The organism is Clostridia bacterium (assembly GCA_017620395.1).
In the GTDB taxonomy this organism is placed as follows: domain Bacteria; phylum Bacillota; class Clostridia; order Oscillospirales; family RGIG8002; genus RGIG8002.
In genome coordinates this window covers 1-19,519 of the sequence record JAFZQJ010000008.1, presented here as the reverse complement: position 1 = coordinate 19,519, position 19,519 = coordinate 1, and the positions used below count along the sequence as shown (strand labels likewise).

Genomic DNA, 19,519 nt, shown 5'->3' with positions numbered 1-19,519 from the left:
GTATGACCGCTGTTTTGTTGTTTTGCCTGAACGATAAACATCTCGTTCAAAACTGCTCCGCATCTTAAAAAGAGAGATTTTTGTGTCGGACAAGGCGAAAGCGCGATGGAATACTGTATGTATTCCGAGCGGTTTCAACGCCGACCGGCGCGAAAAGATCCTTTTTAAGACCGGCGTATCCCTGATTTGCGCGCCCTAACCGCGCCGGTCTTTTGACGTCTGCGTATTATTTCAATTTATCCCGCAAACCCGCACTTTTCATAATACGCAAGTATCAGCTTGACGGCTTCGCCGTAGCTGAGGCTGCCGCGCTTGTCGCGCTGCGCCTTTATGAAGGTGTCGTTCGCCTTGTGGCTCGCTTCCATGACCTTGCCCTCGAACTGCTTCCAGTAGTCGTTGCGCGCCTTTATATCGCGTTTCATCCCGTCCGAGCAGTGTGCGTAGACCTCGCGCCACATATCCTTGTCGTACTTATACAGCGCGTTCGCGCAGTAGATATACGCCGAGAAGTATCCGGAGTAGCGGTAGTCCGCGCTGTCGGATACCGAGCAGGCGAGGAAGGCGAAGAAGTTGCACTCGTCCTCGTAGGCGAAGCCGCGGGTATGCGCCAGTTCGTGCGCCGCGGTATAGGGGATATCGAAGTCGGGGATGTCGACGTTGACGTTCGATTCGCAGAAGATCGGGCAATAGACGCCCTCGATGCCGGTGTAGGACCATAGGTGCGAATGCAGCACGGGCTTCGGGAACCATACGGAGCCCCACAGCAGCGGGTATTCGTCGTCCAGCTTCGCGTAGCAGTCGTTCGCGTCGTAGAGCGTGCCGTAGAGCGAGCGGGAGAGCTTCGTCACGCCGTTTTCGTCCTCCGGCAGCGCCTCGCGCTCGGCGGAGGCCTTCTCCGCGAGGTCGGCGCATACCGCCTGCAGATACTGCGCAGATTTCGCGAAGGTATCAAGCTCCAGCAGGTCGGCGGCGCGGTAGCGGTAGTAGTTCGCGCCGTGCATCACCATATACATAAGCAGTCCGCAGGAGAGTATCAGCCAGACGCGTTTCAGCAGAGCCGTGAGCGGGTTTACGCCTTTTCTGCGGCAGCGGCGGAAGAGGAGCGCCGTCAGCGCGACCGCCGCCGGAACGGCGAGAAACACGGCCGTTTCGGTTATCGAGAAGGGGAATATCGAGATGATGAATCCGAGCGGCACGGAGATGACGCGGAATATCCCGCGCGCGAAGATATACTCCGCGACCCACGGCGCGAGCGGCAGCAGGAAGTATATCGCCGCCGCGAGCGTTATCGGCAGCAGATAAAGCAGCAGCTTCGGCAGTATTCGCTTGAGCGTTTCGCGCTTCATATCCCGGCCTCCCTTCGTTTTTTCGATTATAACACCTTGCTCGCGATATTTCAACAGGAAGCGAGCGTTTTGCACATTGACTTTTTTCTCGGAATGCGGTATTATTTTATCATAAAAGAAAATCGGGAGGGATGGTTTTGAAAAAGCTGCTTTCGATGATCATCGCATTTGCGATGCTGCTGACAACGTCGCCGTCGGGCTTCGTTTTCGCGGAAGGTTCCGTCGCCGTCGCGGCGGATACCGTTACGGCCGCGCCGGGGGATACCGGCGTTGAGGTCTACGTCAGAATGGGCGCCGAGCCGCACTGGGCAGGCGTCGATATGAGCTTCACCTTCGACTCGTCGAAGCTGACCTACAAGGGCTTTCGCCGCAACCCCGCGATCGAGGCGCAGGCAGCCGCCGGCGAGACTATGATTTATACGATCAATACAGATTCCGCCGCCGCGGGCAGCGTCAGCGTACACTTCGCCGCCGTCGGCAGCGCGGGAGGCTATTTCGGATACTTCCCGGACGGATACGATTACTTCGGCGTGCTGACCTTCGACGTCGCGCCTTCCGCCGCCGAGGGGCTTGCGGAGGTTTCCGTGAACGTCTCTTCGCTGACGGATTTTGAATCCGCCGACGTGCCGTTCACACAGAGCTCCGGCGGCGTAAACGTTACCGCCTGCGAGCACGAATGGGCGGTAACCGCTCACGCGGATATGGACTGCGAAAACGCCGGCTTCACCGACAGCGTATGCTCTAAGTGCGGCGCGGAGAAGCACGAGACCGTGCCCGCGCGCGGCCACCTCTGGAACGAGATCGCGCGCGTCGAGCCGACCGCGGAAGCGGAAGGCAGCGTAACCTACGAATGCGTGTGGTGCGGCGCGACGCGGACTGAGATACTGGAAGTGCTCCCGCCCTTCGACGGCGTGCGCGTGCGCGTCGAGAAGGTCGCCGCCGATCCCGACGCCAAAAACGTCGAGGTAAAGCTTTACGTCACCGATACTCCGCACTGGAGCTCGATCGACGTCGAGCTTAACTTCGATCCCGCCGTGCTCACCTTCAGGAGTTTCGCGCTGAACCCCGAGCTTCAGGATCAGTCGAACAACGGCGAGGCGAACATATATACCCTCAACAAGACGAACGCCGCGAACGGCGTGGTAAAGGTGCTGTTCGCCGCCGCGTACTTTGCGGACGGCTACGACGGCTACCATTCCGGCGGCTACGACTATTTCGGGACGGCGAAGTTCAACGTCGCCGCGGACGCGCCTGCGGGTCTTTCCGATATTACGGCTTCGATAAACAAGCTCACCAACAGCGACAGCGTCCAGCTGCCGCTTGAGATAGTCAACGGCGGCGTTAAGGTCTCCTGCGTCCACGAATGGACCGAGGTCGGGCGCGAGGAACATTGCCTTGACGCGGGATACGTCGTCTGTCAATGCTCCAAGTGCGGAGAATACAAGCGCGAGGATATCGCCGCCGCCGGTCACAACTGGGGCGCGTGGGAGGAGACGACTCCCGCGACCTGCACCGAAGCCGCTGTGGAAACGCGCGCGTGCACGCGCTGCGGCGAAACCGAAACCCGCGAAGGCGCCGCCGCGTCCGGCCACTACTGGATAGAGAGCGGCAGAACGCCCGCGACGTGTTCGGCCGAAGGCGCCGTACATTACGTCTGCTTGAACAATCCCGACCATGAGAAGACCGAGCCGATCCCGCTCGATCCTGAGGCTCATAACTGGGGCGAGTGGGAGGTAACTTCTCCCGCGACCTGCGAAACCGCCGCCGTCGAAACGCGCGTCTGCGCGAACGACGCGTCGCATACCGAGACCCGCGAGGGTCAGGCCGCGCTCGGCCACGATTTCGGCGAATGGACCGAAACGAAGGCGCCCTCCTGCACGGAGGCGGGCGAGGAGACGAGATACTGCTCCCGCTGCGACGCTTTCGAGACGAGAGCGGTCGGCGCGCTCGGCCACGACTGGGGCGAGTGGGAAGTAACGGTTCCCGCGACCTGCGCCGCCGTCGGAACGGAGACCCGCGTCTGCAAGAGAGATCCTTTGCATACGGAAGCGCGCAAGCTTGCGATAGATCCCGAGGCGCACGCCTGGGGCGAGTGGGAGGTTACTTCCCCCGCGACCTGCGAAACCGCCGCTGTCGAAACACGCGTCTGCGCGAACGACCCGACGCATACGGAGACCCGCGAGGGCGAAGCGGCGTTCGGTCACGCCTGGGGCGAATGGGCGGTCACGAGAACGCAGACCTTCTACCGCGTCGGCGAGGAGACCCGCGTCTGCGCGAACGACCCGTCGCACGTCGAAACGCGCGATATACCGCGCTACCTCAAGGGCGACATGGACTTCGACGGTGAAGTGACCGTTGCGGACGCCCTTGCGGTGCTGCGCATAGCGGCGCAGCTTACCGAGCAAACGGAGCTTTCACTTGCCGTCGCCGATACGGACAGAGACGATGAAATCTCCGTCGCGGATGCGCTTCAGGTGCTACGCCGTTCCGTTAAGCTCATCTCCGCGGAGGAGTGGGAGCACGCCGAGTAACCGAGCATTGAGTTGAAAAGCAAAAGACGGAATGCGCTGAGGCATTCCGTTTTTTGGTATTCAATTATAATCTAATCTATTGCAATTTCGGAGAACGTGTGATACAATACATAATGAATAATAATCTAATAGGCGGATTGTATCATTTTGTTGACTTGAAATGGGCTATCCGCGGAAGATATGGAGATCGTAACGTGAAGAAACTGCTTTCGCTGCTGCTTGTCGCGCTGATGCTCGCGCCGCTTTGCGCCGCCGTTCCGACGGCCGCGGCGGACGAAGTGAATATCACCGTCGATACCGCAGAAACCGTCACGCGCGGGACGGAGGGCGCACAGATCGACGTGCGGATTTCCGCATCGCCGCGTTGGGGAGCGATTCAGGCAACCATAGAGTTCGATTCTTCCGCTCTTTGTTTCGCCGGATTTGAACTGAATCCGGAACTGCGCAGGCAGATAGAGACCGGCGAGCCGTGCATTTTCGGCGTAAACGCCGAGAACGCCGTGAACGGCGCAGTTTCGTTCGGTTACGCTTCCGCGTTCGTTTCAGGCGGCGCCGAGGGGTATTACCCCGGCGAATACGACTGCTTCGGTACGCTGCTTTTCGACGTTGCGGAGGACGCTCCGCTCGGTTTCACCGCGGTTTCGCTCACGGTGACCGAGCTTTCGCGCAACGAAAACGACATGCCCGTCCCCGTTGCGTACAGCGTGACGAACGGCGGTATCACTATCGTCTGCGCTCACGACTGGCGTGCGACGGACAGCGCTCCCGCGACGTGCGAGGAGGACGGCTACGCGCACTTTGTCTGCTCGAAGTGCGGCGATCAATACACCGATTACTATCCCGCCACCGGCCACGCCTGGGGCGAATGGGAAGAGATAAGACCCGCGGACTGCGAGAACGGCGGGCTGATCATGCGCGTCTGCGCGAACAATCCCGAGCACGCGGAAAGACAGACGACCGACCCGCTCGGTCACGACTGGGGCGAATGGGAGACCGTTTCTCCCGCCACCTGCGTCGCGAAGGAGGTGCAGACCCGCGTCTGCGCCAGAGACGCTTCGCATACCGAGACGCGCGAGTTCGGCGAGCCCGACGCCGCGGGCGGTCATTCGTGGGGCGAATGGAGCGAGATCATCGCTCCCACATGCACCGTCGCCGGCAGAGATATGCGCGTCTGCGCGAACGATCCGTCGCATATAGAAACCCGCGACGGCGCCGCGCCGCTCGGCCACGATTTCACCGGCTGGGAGGTCACCGTCGCGCCGACCTGCACCGAGCCGGGCGAAGAGACCGGCCGCTGCTCACGCTGCGGCGCGCTTGAAACGCGTGAGGCCGCGCCGCTCGGTCACGACTGGGGCGAGTGGGAAACAACGACTCCCGCGACCTGCGCCGCCACCGGAACTGAGACCCGCGTCTGCAAGAGAGATCATTTGCATACCGAAACGCGTGAACTTGCGATAGATCCGGAGGCGCACGCCTGGGGCGAGTGGGAGATTACTTTCCCCGCGACCTGCGAAACCGCCGCCGTTGAAACGCGCGTCTGCGCGAACGACGCGTCGCATACCGAGACCCGCGAGGGTCAGGCCGCGCTCGGCCACGATTACGCGGCCGAAGTGACCGACCCGACCTGCACGGAGGGCGGTTATACGACCTACACCTGCACGCGCTGCTATGACAGCTACACCGACGGTTACACCGACGCGCTCGGCCACGGTTTCGGCGAATGGACCGAGACGAAGGCGCCCTCCTGCACGGAGGCGGGCGAGGAGACGAGATACTGCTCCCGCTGCGACGCTTTCGAGACGAGGGCCGTCGACGCGCTCGGTCACGACTGGGGCGAGTGGGAAACAACGACTCCCGCGACCTGCGCCGCCGCCGGAACTGATACCCGCGTCTGCAAGAGAGATCCTTTGCATACCGAAACGCGTGAACTTGCGATAGATCCGGAGGCGCACGCCTGGGGCGAGTGGCGTACCTCCGAAGAGGCGAACTGTGCGCACGGAGAACTGCAGATCCGCGTCTGCCTTAACGACGCCTCGCATACCGAAAGCCGCGAGACAGGCGAGCCGATTCCGGACGCTCACGATTGGGGCGAATGGGAGATTACGAAGCCCGTCTCCGTATTCGAAGACGGCGAAGAGACACGCGTTTGCAAAAACGACGCGTCGCATATCGAAACAAGGATAATCCCAAAACCCGTATACACCCTCTGCGACGTTGACTTCGACGGGGAGTTTACCGTTTCCGACGCGCTCCGCGCCCTCCGCATAGCGGCGGGGCTCGATGACGCGGACGAGCTTATCCGCGCCGCCGCGGACGCCGACCTCGACGGGGAAGTCACCGTCGCCGACGCGCTCGCGATACTGCGGAAAGCGATCGGGTTGGTTTCTGAATAACACAGGAGGCCGAAATGAAGAAGGTCATTTCCATAATAATCGCCGCGGTCGTGTTCGGAGCTGTGCTCTGTCCGGCTTTCGCATCGGCGGAAGCGGTCCCGACGTCTTACAGTATAAAGAATATGACCGCGCGCTTCACTCCGGGCGACGGCGCCGTAGGCACGATCGCGATAGAAGCGGACGCCGAAGGGATAGCCGCCGGCGAGTATATCAACGTCAGCATTTACGTCTCAGTCGGCGATATATCCGACGTCCCCGGGGGCGCCGCTGAGCCGTTGACGTTCCGCCTTTTCAAAGCGGAGAACTGCGTTTCCGGCGGCAGACTCGCCGTCAGCGTGAACGGTTCGGTCGAGAAGCTGCTCGGCAAATGCGCCGTCTGCGTGCAGATACCCAACCGCGGTGAAAACAACGACTGGGTGTGCGCGTATCTGGAAGCGCCGCTGACAGCCGCTTCCGGCGAAGACGGCGAAACTAAAACGATATGGGCGCCCGCCGGCTTCGCGGCGGAGGAATGGCTGAACGCCAACGGCGCGGAGCTGTTCGAACGCGACAGTATGAAGATAAGCGGCTGGAAAAACGCCGACGGCTCGCCGCTCGGCGACGCCGCGATACCGCTGACCGGGCTTTCCGTCGAAGCGCAGTGGGAGCCGGAAAACGGCTATTTGCTCGGCGATTTGGACTTCGACGGAGTCCACACCGTCTCCGACGCGCTCGCTGCGCTGCGTATAGCCGTCAGACTTCAGGAGCCGGGCGAGCTCGATATGCGCGTCGGCGACGTCGACTTTGACGGCGAGATCAACGTCGCGGATGCGCTTGCGATCCTCCGCATCGCCGCGAAACTCGCAGAGCCGTTTGATATTTACGTCTGATAAAAACAGTTTGAGGAGACACGCTATGAAAAAACTGATTTCGATAATCCTCGCGCTTGCGATGTTCACGACGATGGCGGCGGCCGCGGTCTCCGGCGACGTTGACGGCGACGGCGGCGTGACCGTTTCCGACGCGCTGAAGGCGATGCGCATCGCCGCGCAGCTCGAGCCGTACGCCGCTTCGGCGGACGTCGACGGCGACGGCAGCGTTACCGCCGCGGACGCGCTGCAGATACTCCGCTGCGCCGTCGGCTTCATCACTCCGGCCGGTATTTCCGGCAATACGCAGATAAGCGTGAAAGTTACCGAAGCGGCGCTTGTTTACGGCGTGACGCAGGCGATGGTCGACCGCGGTATGACCAACGTAGGCGACACGGCGCGCCTTGTCAGAGTTATGCGTAAAGCCGCGGCGGGCGAAGAGATCACCGTCGGCTTCATAGGCGGCTCAATAACCGTCGGCGGCATGGCAACTACCGAATATACCCGTTACACCCGCGTCGTCGAGGCGTGGTGGAAGCGCACCTTCCCGAATACGAGGATAAACTACGTCAACGCCGGCTACAGCGGCACCCCGAGCTTCTTCGGCGTACACCGTATGCAGGAAGACCTGATGCAGTACGAACCCGATTTCGTTATGATCGAATTCGGCGTCAACGATAACCTTCAGGACTGGCAGAAGGAGGCGTACGCCTCGCTGGTCCGCCGCGTGCTTACCGCCGAATGGCAGCCCGCGGTCATGCTCTTCTTCATGACGAATAACGACGGCAGCAACGCTCAGCCCGATCAGCAGCCGATAGGAGAATACTACGATCTGCCGATGGTCAGCGAACGCGACGCGATCTGGCCGGAGGTCAAACCTCCGTACGGCACCGGCTCGACTTACACGTGGGAAGAGATCGTCGCCGACTACGTCCACCCGACCGACAAGGGACACGCCATCTGCGGCGAGCTGATAAACTGCCTGCTGCAGGCCGTCTATAACAACCTCGACAAGCTTTCCTCCGAAGTCAAACCCGTCCGCGAGGACGTTCCGCTTCCGTACATCTACGAGCACACCGCGTGGCTGAACCACCGTAACACGACGCCCGTGCGCCTCGGCGGCTTCGCGAAATATACCGGCGACAACTTCTCGTGGAGAGCCACGAGCGGCGACAGCGATCCGCTGGTCATACGCTATTACGGCAAGCGCGTTTCGCTTGCGATAAAGCAGCAGGAGGCCGCCACAATGAAGGCTTCCTTCACCGTCGACGGCGGTCCCGCGGTGATGATCGACAACGATAACCTGCTCATCGCCGCCGGCCAGTACGCCTACTACAAGCTGGACGAACGCGAGGAAGGCTGGCACACTATCGAAATATCCTCGCTCAGCGGCACGCTGACGATACTCGGACTCTTCACTTCGTGGTAAGCCGGGATTAGCCGTACCCTAATCGGCAAACAGTCAATAATAAAAAGCGCCGAAAAGAAAGGTGATATAATATGAAGAAAATCATAGCCATACTCCTCGCACTCGCGATGTTCACGACCATGGTCGCGGCGGCGGGTCCCGGAGACGTAGACGGCGACAGCGCGATTACCGTTTCCGACGCGCTGAAGGCGCTGCGCATCGCCGCGGGACTCGACGCTTACGCCGCGGAAGCGGACGTCGATTCGGACGGCTCCGTCACAGTCGCGGACGCGCTGCAGATCATGCGCTGCGCGATGGGCTTCATCACTGCCGAAGGGCTCTCCGGCGACTTCGAGCTGACCGTTCCTATTACGGAAGCGGCGCTCGCGACAGGACTTGAGCAGTTCATGGTCGACCGCGGTATGACCTCCCTCGGCGATCCGGCGCGTTTCGTCAGAGTCATGCGCAAGGCGATGGCTGGCGAGGAGATCACCGTCGGCTTCATCGGCGGTTCCGTGACCTACGGCGGCGCCGCGACGACTCAGGAGGCACGCTGGGCGAGAGTCGTCGAGAAGTGGTGGAAGGATACCTTCCCGCAGGCGAAGATAAACTACGTCAACGCCGGTCAGAGCGGAACGCCGAGCCTCTTCGGCGTACACCGCGTGGACGACGACCTGCTGAAATACGATCCCGACTTCGTCGTCATCGAGTTCGGAGTCAACGACGAGCTGATGGACTGGCAGCGCGACGCGTACGCGTCCCTCGTGCGCCGCATCATCACCTATAAGAGCCAGCCGGCGACGATGCTCTTCTTCGTTATGAACGAGGGCGGGACCAACGCACAGCGCGATCAGATCCCGATCGGTGAGTTTTACGATCTGCCGATGGTCAGCTACTGCGACGCTGTCTGGCCGTCCGTTATCGGATACGGTCACAACGGCGGCAAGTTCGTATGGACGGATATCTGCGCCGACTGGGTGCATCCGACCAACGCCGGCCACGCGATGTGCGGACAGCTCATCAACTGCTATCTCGAGGCGGTCTATCAGAACATAGACAAGCTTTCCTCCGAGGTCAAGCCCGTCCGCGAGGACACGCCCGTGCCGTACTATTATCAGAACACGAAATGGTATAACTACCGCAACACCACGCCGGTCAGTATGGGAAGCTTTGTCAGATACCTGACTAACGGCTCGTCCTGGCAGGCGAACGGCAACGGCACGGATCCGCTGATCCTCCGCTGCTACGGCTCGCGCATCATTATGCCGATACAGCAGAGCGAATCCGACACCGTCAAGGCGACCGTCACCATCGACGGAGGCGATCCGATCTGGCTGGACGCCGAGCATCTGCTCATATCCTCCGGGCGCTATGCGTATTATTTCCTGTATGACGGCGACGCGCCCGCGTGGCACACCGTTGAGCTGACGCTGCTGGACGGCACCGTCAGTCCCGGCGGGCTCTTCGTTTCGTGGCAGGATCAATAATGTATAAGCCGCCTGAGGCGGTTTGTATACGCGTGAAAACGCGAAAAATCTTTTGGGAGGAAAACAGAAATGACAACCTTCAAGAAAATGCTGGCTGAATTCATCGGCACCTGCGTGCTCGTCGTATTCGGCTGCGGCATCGCCATCGTTTCCGGCGCCGACCTCGTAGCGACCGCGCTCGCCTTCGGCCTCGTGATCGTCGCTATGGCGTACTCTGTCGGTAACGTCAGCGGATGCCACATCAACCCCGCCGTGTCCTTCGGTATGCTCGTCGCGGGCAAGATGAAACTCGTTGAGTTCTTCGAGTACGTCTGCGCCCAGTTCCTCGGCGCTATCGCCGGCGCGGGCATCCTCTGCGCCTTCTTCGGCTGCGAGAGCGGCCTCGGCGCGAACGCGTGCCAGCCGGGCGTTGAGATCTGGCAGGGACTCGTTATCGAAGTCATCCTGACCTTCGTCTTCGTCTTCGCTATCCTCGGCGTGACCTCCAAGAAGGAGTTCGGCTCCGCCGCCGGTATCGTTATCGGTCTGACGCTGACGCTGGTCCATCTGCTCGGCATCGGACTGACCGGCACGTCCGTCAACCCCGCGCGTTCCTTCGGACCCGCGCTGCTTGCGGGCGGCGACGCTCTGAGCCAGGTCTGGATCTTCATCCTCGCTCCGCTGGTGGGCGCGTGCCTCGCGGCTCTCGTTTTCCGCTGCCTCTCCGGCAAGGAAAAGGAAGCGTAATCGCGGCTGCGTAAGCTGAATCGAAGAATGTTTTTTGCGCGGGCAGGGGAGAGATCCTCTGCCCGCCGAAAAAATTTTTCAAATAAATAAAAATAATGCTTGCATTTTTCGCAAATGTGTGTTACCATAGAATCCACCTCGCATTGGAGGGGTTCTTTTTTTGTGCGCCCCGAAATGCCCGAACGGGCCGAGGGAGTTCCGCAAAGGAACACTAACGAACAGGAGGAAATCCGATGAGAGTCAAAATCACTCTTGCCTGCACCGAGTGCAAGCAGCGCAACTACGACACCATCAAGAACAAGAAGAACGATCCCGACAGACTTGAAATGAACAAGTACTGCCGCTTCTGCCGCAAGCACACCTTGCACAGAGAAACGAAGTAATCGGGAGGGCACTGAAATGGCTGAAACCAAAAAAAAGGGCAGAGTCAAGCGCTACTTCAGAGAGCTCGTCTCTGAGTTCAAAAAGCTCGAATGGCCGACCAAGAGCAAGGTCCTGAACAACACCATCGTCGTTCTGGTTATGATGCTCTTCGTAACGGCTTTCGTTTGGGTGCTGGATCTGGGATTCTCCAAGTTCCTGGAGTTCATTCTCGGTCTGGCGAAGTAACAACCGTTCAGGAGATTTGATATGGCGTCCGAAGATGCGAGATGGTACGTCGTGCACACTTATTCCGGTTATGAGAATAAGGTCGCGCAGAACATCGAGAAAATAGTCGAGAATCGCGGTCTCCGCGATCAGATCCTTGACGTCAAGGTCCCCACCGGAATCTTCACCGAGATGAAGGACGACAAAAAGGTCGAGGTCGAGCGCAAGCTGTTCCCCGGCTACGTCCTGATCAAGATGGTGATGAACGAAGACACCTGGTACATCGCGAGAAACACCCGCGGCGTTACCGGCTTCGTCGGCCCGGGATCGAAGCCCGTTCCGCTCACCGAGGCGGAGGTCGAAGCGCTGGGCGTCGAGGTTCACGAGGTCGAGGTGAGCTACTCCGAGGGCGACACCGTCAAGGTCATCGACGGTTCCTTCGAGGGCTTCACCGGCAAGGTCTCCGAAATATCCAAGGAACGCGGCAAGGTTTCCGTGCTCATCGCGATGATGGGGCGCGAGACTCCCGTCGAGTTCGATCTGGATCAGGTCGCTGCCGTCGAGGAGTGACCTAAAGGTACGATTTAATGCGGGCAACCGCCTTAAATATCGTGGAAGGGAACGAGCTTTCCCGCCATACCACATTACGGCGAAGCCGTGCGCTTACGCCGAAAGAAAGGAAAGAAAACAATGGCTCAAAAAGTAATTGCCTACATCAAGCTGCAGATCCCCGGCGGCAAAGCGACTCCCGCGCCGCCCGTCGGCCCCGCGCTTGGACAGCACGGTGTAAACATCGTGGGATTCACGAAGGAATTCAATGAGCGTACCAAGAACGACATCGGGCTTATCATCCCCGTCGTCATCACCGTCTACGCCGACCATTCCTTCTCCTTCATCACGAAGACTCCTCCGGCCGCGGTCCTCATCAAGAAGACCCTGAACCTCGAGAAGGGTTCTGGCGTCCCGAACAAGACCAAGGTCGCGACCATGACCTTCGAGCAGTGCAAAGAGATCGCTCAGATCAAAATGAAGGATCTGAACGCTTACGATCTCGATCAGGCTGCGAAGATGATCGCCGGTACCGCCCGCAGCATGGGCGTTGTTGTGGAGGGCTGAAGATGAAACACGGAAAGAAATACAACGCCGGCTCGGCGCTGCTTGACAGCACCAAGCTTTACGAAGTAGAAGAAGCGATCGATCTCGTTCAGAAGACCGCTCAGGCCAAGTTTGACGAGACCATCGAGATCCACATCAAGCTGGGCGTCGACTCCCGTCACGCCGACCAGCAGGTCCGCGGCGCGGTCGTCCTGCCTCACGGCACCGGCAAAAACGTCAGAGTCCTGGTCTTCGCCAAGGGCGACAAGGTTCAGGAAGCTCTCGACGCGGGCGCCGATTTCGCCGGCGGCGACGAATTCATCCCCAAGATCCAGAACGAGAACTGGTTCGACTACGACGTGGTCGTCGCGACTCCCGACATGATGGGCGTCGTCGGCCGTCTCGGTAAGATCCTCGGACCCAAGGGCCTTATGCCTAACCCGAAGGCCGGCACCGTAACGATGGACGTGGCGAAAGCCGTCGTCGATCTGAAGGCCGGTAAGATCGAGTACCGTCTCGACAAGACCAACATCATCCACTGCGTTATCGGCAAGGCTTCCTTCGGCACCGAGAAGCTTACCGAGAACTTCAACACTCTGCTGGCCGCGGTCAACGCCGCCAAGCCCGCCGCCGCGAAGGGACAGTACATCCGTTCCTGCGCCATCGCGTCCACCATGGGCCCCGGCATAAAGATCAACCCCTCCAGAGTTATGTAAAAAATTTCTCTTGACAAAGAGAAAAAAGCGTGTATAATAATATTTGCTGTTCCGAAGACAGCAGGTACGCGAAAGCGTCTAATGGGTAACCGCCTGCCGAGGAAGACGCAAAAAAGTTCTGTTTCAAATTGTGACTTTTTGCTCTTCTGCGGTTTTGCGGAAGAGCAAATTTATTATTGCCGGAAAATCCGGCGGCGCCCCTGCCGCAAGGGGCGCGGAAAATGTTTTTGTGAGGTGACAGATTTGCCTAGTGCGAAAATCCTGGAGCAAAAACAGCAGTTCGTGAAGGAGCTTTCCGAGAAGATACGCGGATCCGTGACCGGCGTCCTGGTTGAATACAAGGGACTGACCGTCGCGCAGGACCGCGAACTTCGCGCCAAGCTCAGAGAAAGCGGAGCGACCTACGCCGTCATCAAGAATTCACTTCTGAGCCGCGCTTTCAAAGAAGCCGGCTATGACGGAATGGACGACACCTTCGTCGGCACGACGGCCATCGCGCTGTCCGCCGAGGAAATGGCCGCCCCCGCCAAGGCACTTTCGGAGTTTGCCAAGAAGAACAAGTTCTTCAAGATCAAGGCAGGCTTCGTGGACGGTAACGCGCTCGACGCCGCCGGCGTTGAGAGACTCGCGTCGCTTCCCTCCAAGGAAGTACTTATCGCCCAGGTCCTCGGCGGCCTGAACGCCCCGATCTCCGGACTCGTTACAGTGCTCAACGGAAACATCCGCGGGCTCGCCGTTGCGTTGAACGCAATAAAGGAGCAGAAGGAAAAACAGTCTGCGTAATCAATTACGCGGCAATCAATTTCAAAATTTATTTGGAGGTAATTTCAAATGGCAACTAAAGTTGAACAGCTTATCGAAGACGTTAAGGCATTGACCGTTATGGAGCTCGCTGAGCTCGTCAAGGCTCTTGAGGAAGAGTTCGGCGTTTCCGCCGCCGCCCCCGTCGCGGTTGCGGCCGCCCCCGCTGCCGGCGCTGCGGCTGCCCCGGCTGCCGAAGAGAAGAGCGACTATGACGTCATCCTTGCCGGCATCGGCGAGAGAAAGATGGACGTCATCAAGGCCGTCAAGGATCTGACCGGCCTCGGACTCAAGGAGTCCAAGGAACTCGTTGACAACGCCCCCAAGGCCGTCAAGACCGGTGTTTCCGCTGACGAAGCCAACACCATCAAGGCGAAGCTTGAAGAAGCCGGCGCCACTGTCGAGCTGAAGTAATCATTTCTTCACAAAAACAAAAAGCAAGACGCCTCCGCGAGGAGGCGTCTGTTTTTATATGCGCGATAAGATTTCCGTTATTTACGCGTGCCGGTCATTCGGTTTGCGGAGAGCCTTCGCACGCGTCGTTGACGTGCTCGAATTTTGTCTGATCGTTATGCGGGATAGGCTTCCAGCCGAGGTTGCGCGAGAAGAACGCCTGTACGTCTATCGGCATCTGTATGAACAGGAACACCGGCCAAAGCAGGGCTATAAGCACCTTTCTGCCGAAGCTGACTCCCTTGATGCGCTTGCGCTCGATTATGAAGATCACAATCGCGGTCAGCAGAGTCACGGCGAATGAGACGACCGCCGATCTTGCCCATATGAACAGCAGTCCGCGGGAGGTCAAGAAATTCGCCGTCGTGCCGAAAAAGACCTCGCGCAGCGTAACGCTGCTGTCGACGAGCGGCGCGATCATCATCAGTCCGAACTGCAGTATCTGCAGCAGTATGAGTATGAGCGTTACCGGCAGGATGAACGCGGTGATGTCATAGAGCGAAACGCGGTGCCGCGTCTTCTTTTTGAAAAGGGAGGAGAAAAGATCCCTGAAACGCGCGTAGAAGACGAGCAGGTGTCCGCGTGACCAGCGTACCCGCTGGCGCCACATAATGCGTATGGAGGTCGGCTGTTCGTCGTAAAAGACCGCGTCGTCGCAGAAGCGGATCTTGTTGTCGAAAAGGATCTGATCGGCGGTGAATTCCCAGTCCTCCGTCAGCGAAACGTAGGGCCAGCCGTTTTTGACTACCTTCGAGCTGATAAGGTATCCGGTGCCCTGCACGCGGGTGGAGCAGCCGAGCGCCGTCCTGCCGCGGCTTTCAAGACGGCAGCCGACGGCGAAATACATACCGTACAGGCCGGATATGAGGTTTGTGCCGAAGTTTTTGGAGTTTCTGTATGAAGTGATGACGGCGTCTCTGTTGCAGCCTTCGAATGCGTCGTTCATCCGGGTTATGTAGTTCGCGTCGAGTATGTTGTCGGCGTTGAAGAGGAAGAAACCGTCGTAGGTCTGCGTACCGTAGTCACGTTCGATGCAGGAGAAGAGATACTTGAAGGCGTAGCCCATCGTATTTTCCCGCGGATTGTCGTATTCGTAGACGGTCGCTCCGCAGCTCCGCGCTATCTCCGCGGTCCTGTCGGTGCAGTTGTGGGCTATCACGAAGATTTGCAGTTTGTCCTGCGGATAGTTGTTTTTCCTGATGCTGTCTATGAGTCCGGCGACGACGCTCTCCTCGTTCCTCGCGGGAATGATTACGCCGTATTTGTTGATCTTGTCGGTATGCGGATATGACGTCCTCTTAAAAATGCCGACGATCGCAAACAGAGCGAAATGTACCATTATCGCTCCAAGCAGCAAAAACAGGATATTGGTGATCAGAAAAACGATGTCTAAATAACTCATTCTCGTTTCGCTTTCCGCCTGCGGAAAGCTCTGCCTTTATTTTGATACCGCGTCCGCGGCTGTGAGTATCCGTGTCAGCGAAGCTCGGGGAAACGCTCGGTGATCTTCTGCCAGATGACGTCGGCGGCCTCGTCCGAACCGAAATGCCCGGCGTAGTTCTCGGCGGCGCGTCGGTATGGTGCGGCCGCGGCCTCGTTCAGCGCGAACTCCTTTATCAGCGCCGCCGCCTTTTTCGGGCGGAAGCGCTTTACGGCGCAGCCGACGGTGTTGAGGTAGTGATCGGCGATGTTGCGCTCGATGAGGTTCGCGAAGTGCGTGACGACCGACGGGTTTCCGTAGAACGTCGCCTCGGCGAGCATATTGCCGCTTTTTCCGCAGAAAAGGTCAGAAGCGGCTTGCAGTTCAAGCATATTGTCCGCGAAGCCGTAAGGCGCAAATGTGACCTCCTCAGAGGCGTTGAAGCTCTGCATGCGCTTATAGAGCTTCTCGTTCGTGCCGCAGACGGAGACGACCGTGAGCGGCAGATGCTCTTTGATCAGCAGCTTCGTGAGCTTCTCGATCTTGCCTATCCCGTAAGCGCCCTCGACGAGCAGCACGGTGAAGTTGTCCTCCGGCAGTCCGAGCCTGCGGCGGAGTTCCCTCTTGTCGCGGCAGACGTCGAACGCCTCGTTGCGGATGAGGAAGGGTACGAGCTTGAGGTTGTCCTCGTTGAAGCGCCGCTTGCGCATTCCTTTTTCGTAGCCCTTAGGCATGCTTATCAGCACGAGGTCGCAGTTGTATTCGAAGAGCTTGTTCAGCTGCGCGTCGGGACAGTACATAACGGTCAGCGGCTTCGGCTTGATGCGCACGGCGTAGTAGTGCGTTGCCCAGTGCGTATCGACCACTACGTCGGGAGCCAATTCGCGCATACGCTTTATGCCTCTGCGGCAGGCAAACGGCGCGATCAGCCGCATCGACGCGAACGAAGACAGAGTGCTGCCGAAAAACTCGCAGGCGCCGGTCGCGAGGAAGCCGATAGGGGGGAATCTGTTGTATATACGCACCTGACGGGCGAGCATCTGCTCGTATTTCCGCAGGTGACTGTCGCCGGTTTCGGTGTAAAAGCGAGAGGAGATGATCTCGACCTTGTCGCCGTATTTTTTACGGAAGGTTTGTTCGAGAGCTTTCATCGGCATAATGTGTCCGAATCCGGCTTCCACGTAAGGGAACAAAACCCTGATCTTCTCCAACGCCGCACGCCCCCTTATAATAAATACACTGTATACAAAAATGTACCACAAATCACGCCGTAAGTCAAGAGATACCGCATATATATTGTGCAGTGTCGGGGGGAAATATGAGATTTAAGAGACTTTCGGGGAGGCAAATCAGGGATACGCCGGTCTTAAAAAGAATCGTTTCCCGTTCGATTCTTCATCATCGAAGCGCCTATGTTCTTCATTTACCGCGGGGAAGGTTTTTTGTTTGAAAAAATAAAAAATACCATTGAAAAAATCTTCATCGTGTGGTAGAATAGCATTCACAAGTGAAAACGCGGGATTAGTACATCGGTAGTACAGGGCCTTCCCAAGGCTCGGAGGTGGGTTCGACTCCCATATCCCGCTCCATGCAAAAGAGCGATGCGAATGCATCGCTCTTTTGCAATGATATCCGTTCCCCGCGGAACGGATATTATATCATACCGCGCACAGCACGGTATATCATGCTTGCGGAGCAAGTATATCATATCGCCGTCAGGCGATATATCATTTTGTAATACTCACGGATTTACGATTCCGCACGATAACCACAAAGCAAAAACCGCTCCGGATCGGAGCGGTTTTTCTTCGTATTCTTTCAATTATCCGTTCCTGACGGAAACGGAAATCAAATCCTGCGGCGGCCGCCGTGCGACGGAACGCGGATCATCCCTGAAGCGCGATCTTGATCATATCTGCCAGCGCGGCGTCGAAGGTGTGATCGTATCCGTCCTTGGTGTCGGTCACGATAACGAGGATCTTGTCCTTGCCGGTCTTGTGGATCGACACTTTTCTTGCAAGCATATCGGCCAGCGCGGACGCGTCCACGATGGTGTAGTCGCTCGTCGCTCTCTCTCCTTCTTTGAGAGAAAGGATCACGAGATAAACGTCGTCGTCCCTGTCGGTGGTTCCTTCAAAAACGATATCCTCGGTTCCGGTGTAGGTCGCTTTTCCGGACTCGGTCAGGACCTTATCGCCGACTTTGATCGAGGTCTTGTCGAAAAGGCCGTCAGTCAGATGAACGTCGAAATAGATCTCGTCCTTGCCGATAAAGGAAAGCACGTCTTCGGCGCCGTCGGGTTCGGACGCCGGCACGGGCTCGGACGTGTCGACGGGAGTTTCGGGGACGTTCGTTTCGCTGCAGGCGGCAAGGGAGACCGCCATAACGAGCGCGAGAATGATCGCAAACAGTTTTTTCATAATGGTTCTCTCTTTCATAATTATTCGCCGGGTAACGTTTATACTTTAGCATAATCCGGCGCGGAAGTCAATCTCGCTTCTGCGCCAGCGCAGCCGCGCCGCGCGCGTTTCACACGGGCGGAAAAAGCGAATTTTCGATTTCTTTTGCGCTTTTTTCTCATATTGCAACTTTTTATTGACATTGCGGCGGTATCCATATTATAATGAAATCAAGCAAAGTCCCAATTATTTTTATGGAGGTCTTATTATGCAAACAAAAAAACAAAACCCGTTGCTTGCCGGGCTGTTTATCATCCTCGCGCTCGGATTTACCGCCTTAATGATCATTTCAATCATTCGCGTTTTCGATTGGATTGATTATATGAGCGCTGAAGGGATTATAGTCACCTTCGCAACGCTTATCGGACAGTATTTTGTCTTTGCTGTTCCCGCATTCGCGCTTGCTGCGTATTTCTTGAATATGGGAGCTGAAAAGAACATATTCACGGCGATACGTTTTTCCGTATCGGGATGGGTTATTCTGTTTATAGAAGTAGTCTATGCATTTATCTCGACGCTCATTAATGACGAATTCGTGTTCGAAAACCTGCTGAGCGTGTTGCTGACACTCCTGCCGCTTGTCGTAACCAGCATTCTTTATGTGAAAAAGGATGCGTACGGCAACAATCTGAACGGTGCGAGAATTGCCTCTGTTGTATACTTCCTCTATCTCGGCGTTTTTAATTGGTTATATACCGTTATCAAAAATGCTATTCCCGGAGGCGCTGAGGGAACTATTTCCTTTATCCTCAGCATCCTTCTCGGCGTCGCAATCCCCGGAGCATTCTGCTACTACTACTTCAAGCTCGGGAACACCTCGCAGCCTCAGCAGTACGGCCCGCAGAACAACTACGGCTACGGTCCGCAGCAGCCCTACGGACAGCAGTACGGCCAGCAGAACGGCCCTCTGCAGCAGTTCCGGCAGCAGAACGGTTACGCCGCTCCCGACGCGCCGGTCCCGCCGGTCCCGCCGGTTCAGCAGGCGCCCGCCGCGAAGTTCTGCACCTCCTGCGGCTCGCAGGTCGACCCCAACGCCGCTTTCTGTAATAACTGCGGCAACAAGCTTCAGTAACACAAAGCTCGCTTATACGCAAAACAGACCGCCGGAAGGGCGCGCAAATTAGGGATAAGTCGGGTTTTGAACGGCTGTTTCCCGCCCATGCTTCACAAAAAACAGCGGCCATACGTCAAGTATGACCGCTGTTTTGTTGTTTTGCCTGAACGATAAACATCTCGTTCAAAACTGCT

Annotated in this window: 18 protein-coding genes, 1 tRNA gene and 1 other annotated feature; of the genes, 15 read left to right on the top strand and 4 right to left on the bottom strand. The window is 57.9% G+C overall.

Annotated features, from left to right (window positions below):
* Nucleotides 1–236: 236 nt before the first annotated feature.
* Entirely contained in the window at nt 237–1,346 is a 1,110-nt protein-coding gene (locus J5441_01405) for a DUF3810 domain-containing protein (protein ID MBO4933812.1), read from the bottom strand.
* A 137-nt stretch (nt 1,347–1,483) separates the two neighbouring features.
* Here J5441_01405 and J5441_01400 point away from each other — a divergent pair, with 137 nt between their 5' ends.
* The 13 genes from J5441_01400 (at nt 1,484) to rplL (ending at nt 14,353) form a co-directional block, all read left to right on the top strand.
* Nucleotides 1,484–3,877: a hypothetical protein gene (locus tag J5441_01400; GenBank protein MBO4933811.1), complete on the top strand. Its 2,394-nt coding sequence runs from the start codon at nt 1,484–1,486 to the stop codon at nt 3,875–3,877.
* A 194-nt stretch (nt 3,878–4,071) separates the two neighbouring features.
* Nucleotides 4,072–6,270 (top strand): hypothetical protein, encoded by a 2,199-nt coding sequence (locus tag J5441_01395; protein MBO4933810.1) that lies wholly within the window; start codon nt 4,072–4,074, stop codon nt 6,268–6,270.
* Between the two features lie 14 nt (nt 6,271–6,284).
* Nucleotides 6,285–7,139, top strand: a complete 855-nt coding sequence (locus J5441_01390; protein ID MBO4933809.1) for a dockerin type I repeat-containing protein — start codon at nt 6,285–6,287, stop codon at nt 7,137–7,139.
* A 25-nt stretch (nt 7,140–7,164) separates the two neighbouring features.
* A complete protein-coding gene (locus J5441_01385; GenBank protein ID MBO4933808.1) occupies nt 7,165–8,547 on the top strand; it encodes a hypothetical protein in 1,383 nt (460 codons plus the stop codon).
* Nucleotides 8,548–8,618: 71 nt separating this feature from the next.
* Nucleotides 8,619–10,013 carry a hypothetical protein gene (locus J5441_01380; protein ID MBO4933807.1) on the top strand — a complete coding sequence of 465 codons (1,395 nt, stop codon included), beginning with the start codon at nt 8,619–8,621 and terminating at the stop codon, nt 10,011–10,013.
* 69 nt (nt 10,014–10,082) lie between these two features.
* A complete protein-coding gene (locus J5441_01375) occupies nt 10,083–10,739 on the top strand; it encodes an aquaporin (GenBank protein MBO4933806.1) in 657 nt (218 codons plus the stop codon).
* 233 nt (nt 10,740–10,972) lie between these two features.
* Nucleotides 10,973–11,122: a 50S ribosomal protein L33 gene (gene rpmG / locus J5441_01370; GenBank protein ID MBO4933805.1), complete on the top strand. Its 150-nt coding sequence runs from the start codon at nt 10,973–10,975 to the stop codon at nt 11,120–11,122.
* Between the two features lie 16 nt (nt 11,123–11,138).
* Nucleotides 11,139–11,348 carry a preprotein translocase subunit SecE gene (gene secE, locus J5441_01365; protein ID MBO4933804.1) on the top strand — a complete coding sequence of 70 codons (210 nt, stop codon included), beginning with the start codon at nt 11,139–11,141 and terminating at the stop codon, nt 11,346–11,348.
* A 21-nt stretch (nt 11,349–11,369) separates the two neighbouring features.
* A complete protein-coding gene (nusG, locus tag J5441_01360) occupies nt 11,370–11,897 on the top strand; it encodes a transcription termination/antitermination protein NusG (protein MBO4933803.1) in 528 nt (175 codons plus the stop codon).
* Nucleotides 11,898–12,017: 120 nt separating this feature from the next.
* Nucleotides 12,018–12,443: a 50S ribosomal protein L11 gene (gene rplK / locus J5441_01355; protein ID MBO4933802.1), complete on the top strand. Its 426-nt coding sequence runs from the start codon at nt 12,018–12,020 to the stop codon at nt 12,441–12,443.
* A 2-nt stretch (nt 12,444–12,445) separates the two neighbouring features.
* Nucleotides 12,446–13,138 (top strand): 50S ribosomal protein L1, encoded by a 693-nt coding sequence (gene rplA / locus J5441_01350; protein MBO4933801.1) that lies wholly within the window; start codon nt 12,446–12,448, stop codon nt 13,136–13,138.
* Between the two features lie 33 nt (nt 13,139–13,171).
* Nucleotides 13,172–13,322, top strand: a sequence feature (ribosomal protein L10 leader region).
* A 59-nt stretch (nt 13,323–13,381) separates the two neighbouring features.
* Nucleotides 13,382–13,921, top strand: coding sequence for a 50S ribosomal protein L10 (locus tag J5441_01345; GenBank protein MBO4933800.1), 540 nt, complete (start codon nt 13,382–13,384; stop codon nt 13,919–13,921).
* A gap of 48 nt (nt 13,922–13,969) precedes the next feature.
* Nucleotides 13,970–14,353, top strand: coding sequence for a 50S ribosomal protein L7/L12 (gene rplL / locus J5441_01340; GenBank protein ID MBO4933799.1), 384 nt, complete (start codon nt 13,970–13,972; stop codon nt 14,351–14,353).
* A gap of 94 nt (nt 14,354–14,447) precedes the next feature.
* Here rplL and J5441_01335 read toward each other — a convergent pair whose 3' ends face one another.
* The gene (locus J5441_01335; protein ID MBO4933798.1) at nt 14,448–15,794 is read right to left on the bottom strand and encodes a glycosyltransferase family 2 protein; all 1,347 of its coding nucleotides are present in this window, start codon (nt 15,792–15,794) and stop codon (nt 14,448–14,450) included.
* Between the two features lie 74 nt (nt 15,795–15,868).
* Nucleotides 15,869–17,023: a hypothetical protein gene (locus J5441_01330; GenBank protein ID MBO4933797.1), complete on the bottom strand. Its 1,155-nt coding sequence runs from the start codon at nt 17,021–17,023 to the stop codon at nt 15,869–15,871.
* 304 nt (nt 17,024–17,327) lie between these two features.
* Here J5441_01330 and J5441_01325 point away from each other — a divergent pair.
* Nucleotides 17,328–17,401 (top strand) — tRNA-Gly (locus tag J5441_01325).
* Nucleotides 17,402–17,698: 297 nt separating this feature from the next.
* Here J5441_01325 and J5441_01320 read toward each other — a convergent pair.
* The gene (locus J5441_01320) at nt 17,699–18,232 is read right to left on the bottom strand and encodes a hypothetical protein (GenBank protein ID MBO4933796.1); all 534 of its coding nucleotides are present in this window, start codon (nt 18,230–18,232) and stop codon (nt 17,699–17,701) included.
* 946 nt (nt 18,233–19,178) lie between these two features.
* Between J5441_01320 and J5441_01315 the strand changes: the two genes are divergently transcribed.
* Nucleotides 19,179–19,343 (top strand): zinc ribbon domain-containing protein, encoded by a 165-nt coding sequence (locus tag J5441_01315; protein ID MBO4933795.1) that lies wholly within the window; start codon nt 19,179–19,181, stop codon nt 19,341–19,343.
* The last annotated feature ends 176 nt before the right edge of the window (nt 19,344–19,519 follow it).